13 protein-coding genes are annotated in these 16,646 nt (G+C 48.6%); 9 read left to right on the top strand and 4 right to left on the bottom strand.

Annotation, left to right across the window (positions count from 1 at the left end; genetic code table 11):
* The first annotated feature begins 193 nt into the window (after nucleotides 1-193).
* The 7 genes from H065_RS0111285 to H065_RS0111315 all read left to right on the top strand — a co-directional run bounded on the left by H065_RS0111285 (nucleotide 194) and on the right by H065_RS0111315 (nucleotide 8,995).
* On the top strand, nucleotides 194-2,263 hold the full coding sequence (locus tag H065_RS0111285; protein ID WP_017813168.1) for a bifunctional rhamnulose-1-phosphate aldolase/short-chain dehydrogenase: 2,070 nt from the start codon (nucleotides 194-196) through the stop codon (nucleotides 2,261-2,263).
* A 55-nt stretch (nucleotides 2,264-2,318) separates the two neighbouring features.
* Entirely contained in the window at nucleotides 2,319-3,539 is a 1,221-nt protein-coding gene (rhaI, locus tag H065_RS0111290) for an L-rhamnose isomerase (RefSeq protein WP_017813169.1), read from the top strand.
* A complete protein-coding gene (locus H065_RS0111295) occupies nucleotides 3,536-5,011 on the top strand; it encodes a rhamnulokinase (RefSeq protein ID WP_017813170.1) in 1,476 nt (491 codons plus the stop codon). The genes rhaI and H065_RS0111295 overlap by 4 nt, the downstream gene beginning before the upstream one ends.
* Nucleotides 5,012-5,032: 21 nt before the next feature.
* Nucleotides 5,033-5,791, top strand: coding sequence for a DeoR/GlpR family DNA-binding transcription regulator (locus H065_RS0111300; protein WP_017813171.1), 759 nt, complete (start codon nucleotides 5,033-5,035; stop codon nucleotides 5,789-5,791).
* Nucleotides 5,792-6,022: 231 nt separating this feature from the next.
* Nucleotides 6,023-6,751 carry a (Fe-S)-binding protein gene (locus tag H065_RS0111305; RefSeq protein ID WP_017813172.1) on the top strand — a complete coding sequence of 243 codons (729 nt, stop codon included), beginning with the start codon at nucleotides 6,023-6,025 and terminating at the stop codon, nucleotides 6,749-6,751.
* A complete protein-coding gene (locus H065_RS0111310) occupies nucleotides 6,748-8,271 on the top strand; it encodes a LutB/LldF family L-lactate oxidation iron-sulfur protein (RefSeq protein ID WP_017813173.1) in 1,524 nt (507 codons plus the stop codon). The genes H065_RS0111305 and H065_RS0111310 overlap by 4 nt, the downstream gene beginning before the upstream one ends.
* Nucleotides 8,264-8,995, top strand: a complete 732-nt coding sequence (locus H065_RS0111315; protein ID WP_017813174.1) for a LutC/YkgG family protein — start codon at nucleotides 8,264-8,266, stop codon at nucleotides 8,993-8,995. Before H065_RS0111310 ends, H065_RS0111315 begins: the two co-directional genes overlap by 8 nt.
* 139 nt (nucleotides 8,996-9,134) lie before the next feature.
* On the opposite strand, the gene H065_RS0111320 is transcribed toward H065_RS0111315, so the two are convergent.
* Together H065_RS0111320 and H065_RS0111325 are read right to left on the bottom strand one after the other, a co-directional pair.
* Nucleotides 9,135-10,115 (bottom strand): LCP family protein, encoded by a 981-nt coding sequence (locus H065_RS0111320; protein ID WP_017813175.1) that lies wholly within the window; start codon nucleotides 10,113-10,115, stop codon nucleotides 9,135-9,137.
* Between the two features lie 452 nt (nucleotides 10,116-10,567).
* The gene (locus H065_RS0111325) at nucleotides 10,568-11,881 is read right to left on the bottom strand and encodes an MFS transporter (RefSeq protein WP_017813176.1); all 1,314 of its coding nucleotides are present in this window, start codon (nucleotides 11,879-11,881) and stop codon (nucleotides 10,568-10,570) included.
* Nucleotides 11,882-12,113: 232 nt separating this feature from the next.
* Between H065_RS0111325 and rpsN the strand changes: the two genes are divergently transcribed.
* A complete protein-coding gene (rpsN, locus tag H065_RS0111330; RefSeq protein ID WP_017813177.1) occupies nucleotides 12,114-12,383 on the top strand; it encodes a 30S ribosomal protein S14 in 270 nt (89 codons plus the stop codon).
* Nucleotides 12,384-12,714: 331 nt separating this feature from the next.
* The gene (locus tag H065_RS0111335; protein ID WP_017813178.1) at nucleotides 12,715-14,421 is read left to right on the top strand and encodes a carboxylesterase family protein; all 1,707 of its coding nucleotides are present in this window, start codon (nucleotides 12,715-12,717) and stop codon (nucleotides 14,419-14,421) included.
* 217 nt (nucleotides 14,422-14,638) lie between these two features.
* Here H065_RS0111335 and H065_RS0111340 read toward each other — a convergent pair whose 3' ends face one another.
* On the bottom strand, nucleotides 14,639-15,109 hold the full coding sequence (locus tag H065_RS0111340) for a hypothetical protein (protein WP_238557938.1): 471 nt from the start codon (nucleotides 15,107-15,109) through the stop codon (nucleotides 14,639-14,641).
* A gap of 273 nt (nucleotides 15,110-15,382) precedes the next feature.
* Nucleotides 15,383-16,546 (bottom strand): MFS transporter, encoded by a 1,164-nt coding sequence (locus H065_RS0111345; RefSeq protein ID WP_017813180.1) that lies wholly within the window; start codon nucleotides 16,544-16,546, stop codon nucleotides 15,383-15,385.
* Nucleotides 16,547-16,646 lie beyond the last annotated feature (100 nt).

Consider the following 16,646-nt stretch of genomic DNA (forward strand, 5'->3'; position numbering starts at 1 on the left):
TTTTTGTTTTGTATATTTTCAAATAAAAACAGAAGTGATATACTGCAAACAAAGAAACTGCTTTTGGCATCATGTTCCAGAAATATAGTTGGATTCAATGTAACAAATTCAAATAATTTTTTGACGGGCAGCGAATCGCTGGAATATACATAGCGGCACTGCCACGAATACGCAGATCAATGGAGGATGAAGAATGATACCTAATCAATGGAATGTACAGCAGGCGGATGCTATTCATGAAGGTGTGGACAAGCTCGTATACCGTTCCAACCTGATCGGTTCGGATCGCCGTGTATGCAACTGGGGTGGCGGTAATACTTCTACCAAAGGAACGGTACGCGATTTTCGCGGTCGTGAGATTGAAGTCATGTATGTCAAAGGAAGCGGCTCTGATCTCGCATCCATGAAGGCACAGCATTTTACCGGACTGCGCATGGAGGATATTCGTCCACTGTTTGAGCGTGATGAGATGCCGGACGAAGAGATGGTAGCTTACCTGGCTAACTGCATGATCGATGCCAAAGCGCCGCGGCCTTCTATTGAGACATTGTTGCATGCTTTTCTCCCGTTCAAGCATGTGGATCATACACATCCGGATGCGATTATCAGCCTCTGCTGCGCCGATAACGGTAAACAGATCGCCAGCGAAATTTTTGGTGACAAATTCGTGTGGGTACCTTATATCCGTCCTGGCTTTACCCTTTCTAAAATGATTGCACAGGGTGTACTGGATCATCCGGGTGCCGAACTGGTGCTGATGGAGAAGCATGGTCTGGTGACATGGGGAGAGACGCAGGAAGAATGTTACAACAAAACGATCGAGATTATTAATCAGGCGGCAGAATATATTGCCCGCAAAGCGGAAGAAAAACCGGCATTTGGCGGTGCCAGAGTAGAATCTCTTCCATCAGAAGAGCGCAGACAGCTGATTGCAGGCATTATGCCGGCAGTACGCGGTGCAGTCAGTGACAGCAAGCGGATGATTCTGACGTTTGACGATGCAGACGATGTAATGGAGTTTGTAAATGGAGAGGATTCCGCACGATTATCCCAGGTGGGAGCTGCCTGCCCGGATCATCTGGTACATACCAAAATGACGCCGCTGTTCATCGAATGGACACCATCGGCAGGAGATGCAGAAGGTCTGAAGCAGGCGGTTATTCAGGGCATCCATGCGTACAAGGAGCAGTATGAGGCCTACTTTGAACGTAATCGCAACGAAGGCGATATCATGTTCGAACCGGCACCCCGTGTTATTCTGATTCCCGGCATTGGGATGATCAATACCGGCAAGAGTCATGCCATGTCGCTGGTGAGCGGCGCATTGTATCACCGAGCAATTGCTGTGATGGGCGGTGCTACTGCACTGGGACAATTCGTGTCACTCAGCGAATCGGAATCATACAATGTGGAATACTGGCCGCTGGAGCTGTACAAGCTGACTCTGGCACCTGCCGAAGCAGAATTCTCCCGTCAGGTGGCACTGATCACCGGTGGAGCAGGTGGAATCGGCAGTGCAACAGCCCGTCGTCTGGTTCAGGAAGGTGCTCATGTCGTATTGGCCGACCTCAATCTGGAGGGCGCACAAAAAGTAGCAGATGAGATCAATGAACAATATGGAGCGAATCGGGCACTGGCTGTCCAGATGGATGTGACCAAAGAAACAATGGTCAAGGATGCCTATTCTGAAGTAGCACTGGCCTACGGCGGCGTTGATATTATCGTAAATAATGCTGGTCTGGCGACTTCCAGCCCATTTGACGAGACGTCGCTCAAAGAATGGGAACTGAACATGAATGTACTGGGAACCGGTTATTTCCTCGTCGCCCGTGAAGCTTTTAAAATCATGAAAGATCAGGAACTCGGCGGCAGTATGGTGTTTATCGGCTCTAAAAACTCCGTCTATGCCGGTAAAAATGTAACCGCCTACAGTTCTGCCAAAGCGCTCGAAGCTCATCTGGCCCGCTGTATTGCAACCGAAGGCGGCGAATTTGGGATCCGTGTTAACACCATTCTCCCTGATGCCATTCTGCAGGGGTCGGCAATCTGGAACTCCAACTGGCGTAACGAACGTGCAGCTGCCTATGGTATCGAACCCGATCAGCTGGAAGATCATTACCGCAAACGGACAACACTGCTCGTGAATATTTATCCTGATGATATCGCTGAAGGAGTAGCTTACTTTGCTTCTTCCAAAGCGGCCAAAACAACAGGTTGTATGCTGACGATTGATGGTGGCGTACCGGCAGCATTTACCAGATAATGTTAGAATAAACAGATAGCATAATCAGGGCAAAACTTATGGAGGAGGATACAGGATGACAGACAAGGCCTATGCTTTATTCGAGGAACAGCAGCAGAACAGGGGAATGGATCTGGAGTTAATTAAATCCCGTTTGAAAGCGCTACAAATTGAGACGCCGTCATGGGGATACGGTGATTCCGGTACCCGCTTCAAAGTATTCCAGAAAGAAGGCGTTCCACGCGATCCATTCGAGAAACTGGAAGATGCTGCACAGGTGCACAAAGTCACCGGTCTGTGTCCATCGGTAGCGATCCATATTCCGTGGGATAAGGTGGAAGATTACGGCAAGCTGCGCAGCCACGCAGAAAGCCTGAATCTGAAGATCGGCGCGATCAATCCGAACATGTTTCAGGAAGAAGAATACATGCTCGGCGGCGTTACCAACAGCGATCCTGCTATTCGCCGCAAAACAACGGATCATCTGCTGGAATGTATCGATGTAGCCAAAGAGACCGGTTCGCGTGATCTGAGTCTATGGTTCGCCGATGGTACCAATTATCCCGGACAAGGCAGTATCCGCAAGCGCAAAAACTGGATGCTGGAATCGCTTGGCGAGATGTATCGTGCGATGACACCGGAGATGCGTATGCTGATCGAATACAAGGCGTTTGAGCCGGCCTTTTACCATACGGATATTGCCGACTGGGGGATGGCATACAATTACGCAGTCAAGCTGGGCGAGCAGGCACATGTGCTGGTCGATACCGGTCATCATCTGCCGGGAGCAAACGTGGAGCATATCGTCTCTTATCTGATCGATGAAGGCCGCCTGGGCGGATTCCACTTTAATAGTTATAAATATGCGGATGATGATCTGATCGTCGGCTCAATCAATCCGTATGAGCTGTTCCTAATTTTCTATCAGATTCTGGATGCGTCAGAGAGTGGGGAAGACCGTCTTGTGCAGGCGGTGAACAATATCGCCTATATGATTGACCAGTCGCATAATATTGAAATGAAAATTCCGGCAATGATCCGCTCGGTACTGAATGTACAGACCCAGTATGCCAAAGCGCTGCTGATCAATCATGATGAAGTCGCGGAAGCCCAGGCGAATAATGATGTACTGGGCGCAGAGGATGCCGTGCGTCGTGCATTTGAATTCGATGTAACTCCGCTGCTGCATGCCGTGCGCGAAGAACAGGGACTGCCGCTTGATCCGATGAAAGCGTACCTGTCAGACAGCTACGGACAATCGATTTTGGCGAGAGGCAAAGGTGGTGCCAGCTGGTGACCATCCTTGCCTATGATCTTGGAGCAGGCAGCGGCAGAGCGATTATCGGCAGACTGAATGATAACCGGATCGTGACACAGGAGATTCACCGGTTCAGCAATGATCCGGTGAAGGTGGGAGATCGCCTCTACTGGGATATACTGCGCCTGTATCATGAGATCCAGCAGGGACTGATCATCGCGAAGCAGGAGCGAATGTTGCCCGAAAGTATCGGTATCGACTCCTGGGCAGTTGATTTTGGATTGATTGGACGTACGGGTGAGCTGCTTGCGAACCCATCCCATTATCGGGATTGGCATACCCATGGCGTGATGGAACAGATGCAACAAGAATTCGGAGCAGAGCAAATTTTTGAATCGACCGGCATTCAGTTTTTGAGCTTTAATACATTGTATCAACTGGCGGCCATGCGCCGGGCAGGTTCTCCGGTGCTCAAAGAGGCAGAGCGTTTTCTGATGATTCCGGATCTGCTGCGGTATTTTATGACCGGTGAGATGATCAATGAATTTACCAATGCAACAACGACCCAGATGTATAATTCAAGGCAGCAGGATTGGGATCGCAAGCTACTGTCGCATATCGGGATTCCTTCATCCTGGTTCGGCAGACCGGTACAGCCCGGAGCTCCCGCAGGGAATCTCCGCTCTTCCCTAATGGTGGATCTGGGGCTGCCTGCGATTCCGGTTACGGCTGTGGCAGAGCATGATACGGCTTCGGCAGTAGTCGCTGTTCCAGCATTATCGGATTCATTTGCCTACTTGAGCTGTGGGACCTGGTCGCTAATGGGTACGGAAGTATCCGAACCGGTCATTACCGAGCAGGCGAGGGAACTGAACTTTACCAATGAAGGCGGCGCCTATGGTACCTATCGACTGCTCAAAAATATTATGGGACTATGGATTTTTCAGGAATACAAGCGGGAGTGCGAGCGTGACGGTCATCATGCTTCCTATAACGAATGGATTCAGCATACAGCAGGTTCGGAGCCATTTCTTTCCTTTATCGATCCGGATGATACACTGTTCTTGCATGCAGGTGATATGCGCTCCCGGGTGCGTCAATATTGCCGTCAGACCGGACAGCAGCTGCCGGATACGTATGGTGCGGTAGCCCGCTGCATTTTTGAGAGTCTGGTATTAAAATATCGTTATGTACTGGAGCAGACCGAACAGCTGTCAGGCAAGCAGTTCGACGGGCTGCATATGGTCGGTGGAGGAATCCAGAACCGTCTGTTATGCCAGTGGACAGCCAATGCACTCGGACGCCCGGTATGGGCAGGACCGGCAGAGGGAAGCGCGATTGGCAATTTAGCGGTACAATGGATAGCACAGGGGACATTTAGCGATATCCGGGAAGCCCGGGCGGTTATCCGAGATTCCTTTCCGGTGGATGTATATGAACCGCAGGAGAGTGAAGCGTGGGAAGATGCCTACGGACGCTTCCTGAGATTGACGGCGATTCCCGTACAATAACGATTCGGAGTTGAGGACATTATGTTAGTCGTGGAACGGTATGACATGATTGTAAAGCTGGTGAATGAGAAAGGCAGTATGCGGGTGACGGAGCTGAGTGAGCGCTGCCAGGTCACCGAAGAGACGATTCGCCGCGATCTGGACCGGCTGGAGCGGCAGGGGCTGCTGAAACGGTCGCACGGCGGCGCAGTCAGTGTCAAGGATGAACAGCCGGAGACCCCATTTTCGGAGCGCGAGATTATGCACACCGAAGAGAAACGGCGCATTGCCGAAGAAGCGGTGAGGCTGATTCAGCCGCAGGACCGGATTCTGCTGGATGCGAGTACGACAGCATGGTATATGGCAGCGAGTCTGCCGGATATTCCACTGACCGTACTGACCAATTCGATTCGTGTAGCGACCCAGCTCAGCACCAGAGAGAAGATTGAAGTCATCTCGACCGGCGGCCAGCTGGTTTCTCGCTCACTATCCTTTGTCGGTCCGCTGGCAGAACGTTCACTGGATACGTACTATGTGAACAAGCTGTTTCTGTCCTGCAAAGGTCTTCATCTGGACCGTGGTATCAGCGAATCCAATGAACTGCAGGCGCGGGTCAAGCAAAAGATGGTCGGTATGGCTGATCAGGTCATTCTACTGGCCGATGCCAGCAAATTCGGTGTACAGGCTTTTGCCCATGTGATGGATCTTGGCGAGGTCGATCATCTGATCACCGATACCCGTCTTCCCCAGGAAACCATTCGCCAGCTGGAAGAACGTGAACTCCAGATGACCATCGTCTAAGCGAGTGTTATGGAATTTTGATAAAATAAGCAAAATTATTTAATGCTCACAGTCCAAGCCGCTTCGATAGCAAATACAAGTACAGAGCGGATTTTTGGATTTTGCATATCATGCAATCGGAATAAATGTACCATATTAGCATCACGACCGAAGCACAAAATGAAAAGATGGCAGCCGGGTTTCCTGCATACTGCCATCTTTTGTGTATTATGGAGCGAAAAGAGGTGCAGCATGAAAGTATCATTGTTTATTACTTGTCTGAGCGATGCCATCTATCCCCGTGTAGGAGAAGCCATGGTTCGTCTGCTGGCTGCACATGGCGTACAGCTGGATTTTCCACCGGTACAGACCTGCTGCGGACAACCTTCGTATAATAGCGGCTATTGGGAAGAAACACGAACCGCTGCCAAAACGATTTTGAAAGCGTTTGAATCGAGCGATTTTGTCGTCTCACCATCTGGTTCCTGTACCTATATGGTGCATCACTATCCGGAACTGTTCAAAGATGATCCCTACTGGCTGCAGCTTGCCCATGAACTGGAAGCCAAGACATATGAATTTACCCAGTTTCTCGTTCAGGTACTGGGAATCACCGATGTGGGGGCACATTTTCCGTATAAAGTTACCTATCACCCATCCTGTCATGGTAGCCGCCTGCTTGGGGTCAAGGAAGAGCCGATCGCGCTGCTGTCGCACGTACGCGGGCTGGAGCTGGTGCCTTTGCCTTTTGCCGAAGATTGCTGTGGGTTCGGAGGGACATTTGCCGTGAAGATGTCCGATATCTCGGGCGCGATGGTGGAAGAGAAGGTAGATCATATCAAGGAAACGGAAGCACAGGTACTGGTCGGACTGGATATGGCCTGCCTGATGAATATTGCCGGTAATCTGCGCCATCGGGGTGAACAGGTACGGGTTATGCATCTGGCAGAGCTGCTGTATGAAGGGGTGGGGGTATCATGAATCCGGCACAATCCACACAGGGCACCGTCAAGGAAAGAGCCGGCGTCGCATTGAATAATGACTTTCTGCGTAATGCTGTCAAGTTCACGACCGAGCGGCTGCGTAGTGGCAAGCAGGCTGCATCGGCAGAGCATGGCAACTGGGAAGAGTGGCGGGAACGCGGTCGGCAGATTCGTCTGCATACCATCGCCCATCTGGATTATTATCTGAATCTATTTGTAGACAATGCCCGCAAAAACGGTGTACATGTACATTTTGCTCCGGATACAGCGGCAGCGACCGATATCGTCATGACAATTGCCCGGAATAAGCAGGCCGAATCGGTGGTCAAGTCCAAATCGATGGTATCTGAAGAGCTGCATATCAACCGTGCCCTGGAGCTGGCAGGGATCGAGACGATTGAGAGTGATCTGGGAGAATACATTATCCAGCTTGCCGGTGAAGGACCATCGCATATCGTAATTCCCGCGATCCACAAAAACCGCTATCAGATCGCTGAGCTGCTGTCAGAGGATGCCGGGGAAGAGCTGCCGCCGGACACGACCATTCTGGCGGGTTATGTGCGGCGCAAGCTGCGCGAGAAGTTTCTTGGAGCAGATATCGGAATGACCGGATGCAACTTTGCGATCGCAGAGACCGGATCAATGGTGCTTTTTGAAAATGAAGGCAATGCCCGTATGGTAACAACGCTGCCGAAGACCCAGATTACTTTGATGGGCATGGAGCGTATTATTCCGTCATGGGAAGATCTGGAGGTTATGGCGACACTGTTGCCGAGGTCTGCTACCGGTCAGCGTCTGACCATGTATATGTCCGGTATCACTGGCCCGAAACGTACTGCCGATGGTGATGGTCCGGAAGAAATGCATATTATTATCGTAGACAATGGACGCTCGGAGCAGCTGGGCGATCCTGAGTTCCAGGAATTGCTGAATTGTATCCGCTGCGGTGCCTGTCTAAATGTATGTCCGGTCTACCGGCATATTGGCGGTCACTCATACGGCGGTACGTACAGCGGCCCGATCGGTGCGGTGCTGACACCGGCTCTGAACCGCAATGTCGCGGAATGGGATGATATCGCCAATGCATCCAGTCTGTGCGGTGCCTGCTCGGAAGCCTGTCCGGTCAAGATTCCGCTGCATGATATGCTGGTCTATCTGCGCCGCCGCAAAGTGGAACGAGGACACGGCAACCGCTGGGAGGGGCTCGGCATGAAGGGATTTGCCGTGCTGATGGCTAATTCCAAACGGCTGAATCTGGCACTCAAAATGGGACGCATTGCCCAAAAACCGGTTGTTCACAACAAAGGAATCACGTTGAAAATTGGTCCGCTGAAAGGCTGGAATACGTATCGTGTGACTTCGCCCATGGCGGATCATTCTTTCCGTGAGAATTGGCAGGAGCTGTCGGAAGATACACGCCGGACGGCTCCTCCGATGAACGCAGAGACCCGGGACCGGATGGAGCAGATTCTGCGTCAGCGCCGGGCCAGCGGTATACAGGGAGGTCATCATGAGTAATTCACAATCTACACCTGATTGGCTGAATAAGCTGGAAGAGCAGTCCCGTATCAGCCAGCAAGCCTTTATGGACAATATCTCGACCCGGCTCCGCCGTCCGCGTATGACGGAAGCGCCGGATCATCCGTACCGTGGAACACCGGCGTTTTGGAGTGAATTTGAGTGGGATTCGCAGCAGCGGATTGACAAGTTCACGACCCATTTCCAGGAGGTGGGCGGTCATGTGGTTCGGCTGCAGACCATGGAGCAAGCAGCGGGATTTATTGCCGATCATGCCGTACAGATGAATGCCCGTTATCTCATTCGTCAGCAGCAGCCTGAACTTGCAGAACTGCGCCTGGAAGAACGACTGCCGGATGTACAGATTTCCAGCTGGAATAGTGACCCGGATGAAGCCTGGAAAGCCCGGGCAGCGGAAGCCGATATCGGCGTGGTTATGGCAGACGGTGCGGCTGCCTATACCGGCACCGTGATGGTTACTTCGACTCCGCATCAGGGTCGCTCGGTCAGCCTGCTGCCGACCGTATGTATCGTAATTCTGCCGGTGGATCGTCTGTATACCCGACTCGGGGAGCTACTGATTCCGATGGACGAGATTGGACGAGAGCATCTGCCTGCCGGTATGCATTTTATCTCCGGCCCCAGTCGTTCGTCGGATATTGAGAATGATCTGACTATAGGGGTACATGGTCCGGGTATTATTTATACACTACTGGTTGGATAGAATTTTATTCGGTAGCGTCGTAATTCCGAGATCCTAATTACGTTCTTGTACTCACAAAATGTACCCACAAAAGCACCCTTCTGCGAATTGGAAAGTCCGCAGAAGGGCGCTTTTATGGATTGGCTTGTATTTTAGCAGTTTATTGATCAGCTGTACTTTGATCGTTATTTTCATCATTATCTGACAGCTTATCCTGAATATACTTGCGCAGTAACGTCTCGTCTACGCCCAGTACAGCGGCGCCATGGATCGTTTCTTCCTTCAGTAGAGGGGTAGGAGGAATCTGCAGTTTCTCGATATTGCCGACATTCACATCCATGCCGAGTCCGGCTAGTTTGAGCATCGTAGAGGCAGACATATTGGTCTGGATATAAGGAGCGGTTGCTTTGAGAATACTTGGCAGATTGACGATAGAAGTAGAACTTTGCATTTTGGCAGCCAGTGCAGCGAGGAACTTGCGCTGCCGTTCAGTACGTGTAAAGTCCGACGTGGCATCATGCCGGAATCTTACATACTGCAGAGCATGGGTACCATCCAGTGTCTGGTAGCCTTTTTTGAGATTAATATCGTAACGGTGTCCATCGCCGCCATCGGTATAATGCATATCTTTCTCTACATCAATATCTACACCATCGACTTGATCAACCAGCGCTTTGAAGCCTTCAAAGTCGATAGTAACGTAACTGTTGATCGGAACACCAAGCAGCTGACCCACTGTCTCCATAGCGAGTGGAGCACCTCCATACGAATAGGCAGCATTGATTCGGCTACGTCCATGTCCGGGAATATTTACGTACGTATCCCGCATAATGGACATCAGATAGGCTTTTTTGCTGACTGGGTCAACTGTAGCGACCATCATGGAGTCCGACCGTCCATTGCTATCCACATCCCGTGAATCGGTACCAAGCAGCAGAATATGAACAGGGTCTTTGCCATCCCATTCAGGTAGTCGGAAAGCTGTCTCCTGGGCATCTGCGCCGGCCGGATCAGCAGGATCTACCGAGATGGTATTCGCAAATTGAACGACAGAATATGTATAGTAACCAGCAATACCCCCACCGGTAAGCAGCAACAGCAGCAGTATCCATTTCCATTGTCGAAGCAGCTTGTATAACAAATGATCAACTCCCTGGTAATAATAAATAGTAATAATCGCCCCATACATCTGACATTTTGGAGGGATTATTAGGTTGTTTCTGCATATAACAGAAGTTTCTCCTGCAATAATAACCTTATAAATCATAATTATTTAAAATCATTTTGTCAATTTTAAAGAATGTAAACTTAATATATGAATGATTAAAATGATTAATATATTCGTTAAGTTGGTCATTTTATATTTTTAGTTACATAATGAAAATGAGTTATTTAGCGACCATTACCGCATAAGGATTAATAAAAAACCATTAATATAACAGTTCATAAAAAATAATCGGATCAATCGTTAATTCATTATGTGCTGGGCAGGATATTATCTACAGCGTGATCCAAGCTGTAAATAGCAGCAGCCGCTTCTTCTGGTTACGAAGAAGCGGCTGCTGCTATTTACGATAGTTTTATATTCGGCGATTATTTGAGCGGCTGATGAACAGCGGTCGGTATAGCCTGCTTGGACTGTCGGATATCGATCCATTTTTTAATGCATAAAATAGCCAGGCTCATCACCACAAGCGAAGCGCCGGTCAGTATAAATGCCGGTATCACACCCGACGCAGTAACGAGGATACCACCCAATAGTGGTCCGGCGACCGAACTGGCAGATGTCAGACTGTTAACTGTACCGAACACACGACCGGTCATATGTACAGGCGTCTGCTCCTGCAGCATAATCTGGAAAGGAATAAAGGTAAATCCCGCGCCTATACCTGCGAATAAAAAAGAAGACGTCAGGATAAACGTCGTATGCCATCCCGCATGCAGCATACCGGCAAAAGGACCGACGAGCCCAAATACGATACCCATCAATGCAGCGCCCAGGCTCATCTGCAGCAAATGGGAGCTTTTGATTCGAGCACAGAGCAGGGCAGCGAGTAATGTACCTACACCACTCGCGGTAATACACCAGCCGAGTAGATCCTCGTTAATATCCGGAATCTGGCGCAGCAGAATAATCGTTTGCGAATCTGCCAGCTGAAGCACCAGCAGCACCAGACAGAGCAACAGAGTCCCATAGGCAATAACAGGGATACGGATCAGATAACGAAGCCCGGCAGCCGTATCCGAGAGAAAAGAACGCTGTCGTTCCTGTGTTCGGACTGTATCCTCTTCATCGACTGTATCGAAAAGAGCATGACCCGGCAGAGCAAGCAGGATAATTCCCGATAGGAGGAAGGTAAAGGCATCGATCACAAAGCACCAATGAATACCAACAGCAGCCAACAGCAGTCCTCCGAGAGCCGGTCCGGCGATTTTGCTGCCTTGTTCAATAAAGGAACTGATTGAGACCGCCTGCTGCAGATGCTCCTGCGGCACAACTTCCTTGATCTTGCCACTCTTGGCTGGCGAGAACAGTACGTCGAACAATCCTTTGAGGACGAGAATAATATACACCTGCCACAGCTGATCGGCAAAAATAAGACCGAATACAAGCCCTGCGCGCAGTACATCCGAGATAATCATCAGCCATTTACGATTCAGCCGATCGGCGAGTGCCCCGGCAAAAGGCCCACCAAGCAGCATCGGTACAACCGCACACAGGGTTACCCATGTAATCTGCATGGGTGTAGCCTGCCATTTGATACCGACCAGTGTCAATAGAGCAAGCAGATGCAGCCAGTCGCCCAGATTGGAAATCAATTGCGCAGTAATAAGTGTCCGGTAAGCCCGATTGCGCAGCAGTGAAGCTACCGTTGGATCATTACCGGGAGATCGATGGTTTTCCACAAAGTATCCTCCTTTTCCTTAAATCAAATAAAGTATGTATATATGTATCATAAGGAGAGAAAAGTATAACTTCCTCCGCCTATAGGATGATTTACAGAACGTCCCAGGTATGGAAAAAAGATATGTGAATCCTTTGTAAATGGCATTGCTCTGTATAGTTGTCAGCAGGTAAAAAATACGTTATACTTCTAAATAGTAATTATTACGATTAAATAAAAGGAAGTGTATAAATATGGCCAAAAAGTCCAAAGTGATCCGTCAGCAGCAGCGTGAAGCGCTGGTAGCCAAATATGCAGAGAAACGTCGTCAACTCAAAGAAGTAGGGGATTATGAAGCACTAAGCAAACTGCCACGAGATTCTTCACCGACACGCCTGCACAGCCGTTGTCAGATTACGGGTCGACCTAGAGGATACCTGAGCAAATTCAAAATGTCACGGATCATGTTCCGCGAGCTGGCTCACAAAGGGCAAATCCCGGGTGTAACCAAATCCAGCTGGTAATTAGCAGCAATAGTGCCTATCCGTAACTATTATGCTCATACAGCAGGGAAAGAATAACTTTCCCTGCTTCGGCTCGCAATATGAACGATCGGTACTTTTTAACTATTGTAAGCGCTATATAAAATGCTATACTGGCTATTAGAAGAAGGGTTGTTACTGGTTATGCAGGCGAAACCTGATTCGGCAGTGAACGTGCAGCGTTGCATGGTTCACTGCTGGATCAGGTTTTTTTATGGGCAAAATGGATTCCTGGAACAGGATGTGCTCTTCGCGTACAGGTCATAACCATACAATCTTTACGATTATCGCATTGACAGGAGGAAGGTCTATAATGAAGAAAAACAGATGGTTTACAGGTATCCTCGTACTCATACTGCTGTTTAGTATGGCAGGAACAGCAGGTGCAGCTACAGGAGGTGATTCGGATATGTATGCCTATTCATCCCATACCAAGCAGCATACGGTGCAGGGATGGTATAACGGAATTCAGACAGGCAATGGTAATGTGCTGGAATGGCTTGGTATTCCTTATGCTCAGGCGCCGGTAGATGAATTAAGATGGCGCGCGCCGCAGCCGCTAGCGGCTTCGCCGGAACTATCCCATGATGCGACCCAGCTGCCACCTGTATGTATGCAGCTATCGAGTGGTCAGGTTACCGGCAGCGAAGACTGTCTGTATCTGAATATATACCGTCCTCATCAGAGTACAGATAATCTGCCCGTACTGGTCTTTCTGCATGGGGGAGGTAATGTTACCGGCAGCGGAGCTTCACTGGAAGCCCAATCGCTGGCAACAAGTACCAACTCGGTTGTCGTGACGATTAATTATCGGCTTGGTCTGCTGGGATGGATGAATAATCCGGCAATTCACACCGGTCGTGCCGCCGAAGATTCGGGTAACTTTGCGCTGCTAGATCAGATTCAGGCTCTCCAATGGGTGCAGCAGAATATTCACAGCTTTGGCGGCGATGCGCATAATGTGACTCTTGCAGGCCAATCAGCAGGTGCCCGTGATGTACTCGCACTGACTATTTCACCGCTTGCCAAAGGATTGTTTGCCAAAGTTATGCCACTTAGTGGAGGTATGACCACTTCGACACCGGCTGAAGGTGAAGCTTATTCCAATCGCAAATTGGCTAACGTGTTGGTATCTGCTGGCAAAGTGTCTACCGAAGAGGAAGGCATACAGTATTTGCAACAGACCGATGCGTTGGAACTTCAGAAGACGCTGCGTTCCCTGGATGGTAAACTGCTGGTCAAGGCAGTAGGAAGTGTCATGATTCGTATGTCCGAATTCCCGCATCTATTCGCAGATGGTCATGTACTGCCCACAGAAGGATTCGATATTATCGGCAAAGGCAATTACAACCGTGTACCGATGCTAATCGGCAGTATGGAGAATGAATTTAATGGATTTGCAGCTTATGATCCTGTATTTATGAGCAGCTTTACCAAGAATACATGGGATAAAGCCACAGAAAAGCAGTTCTGGCAGGCGACCGCTTATGGCAGCAAGCTGTATTCATCCTTTAATGCCGACCAGGTGGCTGACAAATACAGCCAGGACAAAAACGCGAGCAATATCTATGCCTACCGTTTTGCCTGGGGTAACAGTGTGAATGATCTGAAGGCACCTGCCAAATATGTAGCTGCTACGCATGGGGTTGATCTGGATTTCCTGAGTGGCAATTTTGCCGGTAGCAGCTTTGCCGCCATGTTCCCGAAGCAATTTTATAAATCAGATAATGCGGCTGGGCGTATCCAGTTAATGCATCACTATCGCGCTTATATCAAGAGTTTTCTTTATAATGGCACTACAGGCAACGGGGAACAGTTGAAATGGCCAACATGGCAGCAATCCGGTCAGCTGATACGCTTTGATGCTACCAATACCAAGGCACAGTTGCGCTTGATCAAAGGTACACCGGATTATAATGCGCTGCAAAAGCAGGTCCGTTCCTCGCTGACAGCAGAAGCTTCTGCAATCGTATGGGACAAAGTACTGAAAGGACGCTTTTTCATTCAGCCGCAATACTGATTTAATCCGTCAACAGAAGGTAGAGATCAATAGCAGTCGTTTATGTGTGGCTACTGTTCATGTCTAGCTACTATAATGATGTGCTCCAAGAACACAATGACAATCGGAACACTAAAAATTGCAATAGACCGATAAAGGTACAGTAAATGCTATAGGACAAACGTAAAAAGCCGCCGTATCTCCGGATAGTCAATCCCTAAGATACGGCGGCTTCATGCTATTTTTTGTAGGCTTTGTAGTATTTGTTCATATGGCTGACGACAATGCACTCCCGTGAGCTGTGCTTGCGCATCTTGTAGATCGGGGCTTCCACTTTTAGCACATTGCTGTCGCCGTTTTGATAGCTTGTATCAATCAGTGTATTACCTTCTTCCACTTCATCAAAACTGCTGATATTCCGCTGCACCCGACCTAGTCGTGGACCTACCTTGGTGCTGCTGACAGGCTGCTGCATAATAATACGGTACGTGTTATTCCGGAAATGAACAATCGGGTATTCCCATGAAGAAGAGGAACCCGTCTGCTCCTGGGCTTCTGCTGGTTTAGGAACATCGGCTTCGATTACAGGCTCCGCATACGCGGACGGAATACCTGCAGAGCCAGCCAGAAGAGTAATAAATAGCAAAATATACGCTTTCATGATGACTCCTTTCGCTTGATGCTGCAAATCATTTATAATAGTCGTCATATCTCTGGAAGTTGAGAATCCATCCTCTATCATAATACAGAACAGCTATCGGTTTCAAAAGTAGACACCCATTTAGTAATATTATACACCAAAAAATGTATATATGCAGTTTATAATTTGGATGAACGAGTGAAAGACAATAGCGAATAGGATAGATCTAACGATATAAATGCGCAGTAATGTACGAAAAAGGATCATCAGCTACTCACAGATTTTGGCAATCATTTGATAATATACAGTGTTATTCAATTCTAAATAGAATTATCAAATTACTTATTCGCGTCTATTCTGCTGAATCCCCAGCACTCTGATTATAATTAAAATAAAAGCGGCCAGTGCAAATAGAATGCCACACCAGAATAGATGATCCATCCCCAGATGAGTAATAAACAGACCGCTGATTGCCGTACCCACAGTAATACCAAGATTGGAAAAGGATACAAACAGACTATTCCCCAGTTCAGGTGCTTCGCCTGATTCCATCATAAGCCAGGTCTGGCTGACGACCAATCCACCGGAATGAATAATGCCCCAGACCAGAATGAGTATAATCATCATTTTCCAATCGTATCCCCAATTATGTATTAGCAAAAATATCAGAATCAGCAATACAGGAAAGGCAAGCACGGTTCGTAATCTGTTTTTTTGCAAAAGCTCGCCGAATCCAAAATTACCTGCGATCATAACCACTCCGAACACCATCAGCATTACACTGATCCATACATGGCTCATATGAGTAACCTGTGTCAGATATTCGGAAAAATAGCTGTATACCGAGAACATCGCTGCGAAAATAAAGACAACAGCCAGGATATTCAGCCATAACCGGGGACTTCGCAAAATGCGTAGTTGTGCGCCGTAAGAGATCTTTTGACTCACGGGAAGGGAAGGCAGTCCAATCAGCATCCCCACTAGCGCAATCAAGCTAACCAGTGCAGCAAACCCAAAAGCCGCTTCGAGGGATAGTCTGGCAGCCAGATAAGATGTCAGAGGCACGCCAAAAGCAAAACCTGCAGTAATACCAGCAAATACCTGCGTTACAGCACGTGTGCTCTTTTCGGGCGAAACCAGCTGTGCTGCAGTTACAAGGGCAATCGAGAAAAAAACAGGATGAAAAAGAGCCGGCAAAATTCGGAAAGCAAGCATAATTTCAAAATGTTCGGTATAGGCATAGACTAGATTGGAGAGAGCAAACATCAATACGGTGAAAAGCAGAACCTTTTTGCGGTTGAGACCCGAAGCAAGCAGGGTAAGAAAAGGCCCAGAAATAGCAACCACCAGCGCGAATATACTAACAAGCCCTCCAGCCTGTGCGGTAGAGATCTGGAACTTCTCGGTAATTTGAGGAAGTACACCTACAATCCCCATTTCGGTAGTTATAATGCCAAATACCCCAAGCGCCAGCCACAAAATAGAAAAAGAATTAGTTTTAGTCATCGGTATATCGACTCCATTTTCAGATTTATTCTACGTACAAAACGATAACTATAATTAAGTGTATATACATATCTGTATAAATAGATATATTTAATTAGAA

It is taken from the genome of Paenibacillus shenyangensis, assembly GCF_000346635.1.
GTDB lineage: Bacteria > Bacillota > Bacilli > Paenibacillales > Paenibacillaceae > Saccharibacillus > Saccharibacillus dauci.

What these genes read in the sequence shown, in the direction of transcription:
- H065_RS0111285 (WP_017813168.1), top strand. Translation starts at nt 194, where the DNA reads ATGATACCTAATCAATGGAATGTACAGCAGGCGGATGCTATTCATGAA.
- rhaI (WP_017813169.1), top strand. Translation starts at nt 2,319, where the DNA reads ATGACAGACAAGGCCTATGCTTTATTCGAGGAACAGCAGCAGAACAGG.
- H065_RS0111300 (WP_017813171.1), top strand. Translation starts at nt 5,033, where the DNA reads ATGTTAGTCGTGGAACGGTATGACATGATTGTAAAGCTGGTGAATGAG.
- H065_RS0111305 (WP_017813172.1), top strand. Translation starts at nt 6,023, where the DNA reads ATGAAAGTATCATTGTTTATTACTTGTCTGAGCGATGCCATCTATCCC.
- H065_RS0111310 (WP_017813173.1), top strand. Translation starts at nt 6,748, where the DNA reads ATGAATCCGGCACAATCCACACAGGGCACCGTCAAGGAAAGAGCCGGC.
- H065_RS0111315 (WP_017813174.1), top strand. Translation starts at nt 8,264, where the DNA reads ATGAGTAATTCACAATCTACACCTGATTGGCTGAATAAGCTGGAAGAG.
- rpsN (WP_017813177.1), top strand. Translation starts at nt 12,114, where the DNA reads ATGGCCAAAAAGTCCAAAGTGATCCGTCAGCAGCAGCGTGAAGCGCTG.
- H065_RS0111335 (WP_017813178.1), top strand. Translation starts at nt 12,715, where the DNA reads ATGAAGAAAAACAGATGGTTTACAGGTATCCTCGTACTCATACTGCTG.
- H065_RS0111340 (WP_238557938.1), bottom strand. Translation starts at nt 15,109, where the DNA reads ATGACGACTATTATAAATGATTTGCAGCATCAAGCGAAAGGAGTCATC.
- H065_RS0111345 (WP_017813180.1), bottom strand. Translation starts at nt 16,546, where the DNA reads ATGACTAAAACTAATTCTTTTTCTATTTTGTGGCTGGCGCTTGGGGTA.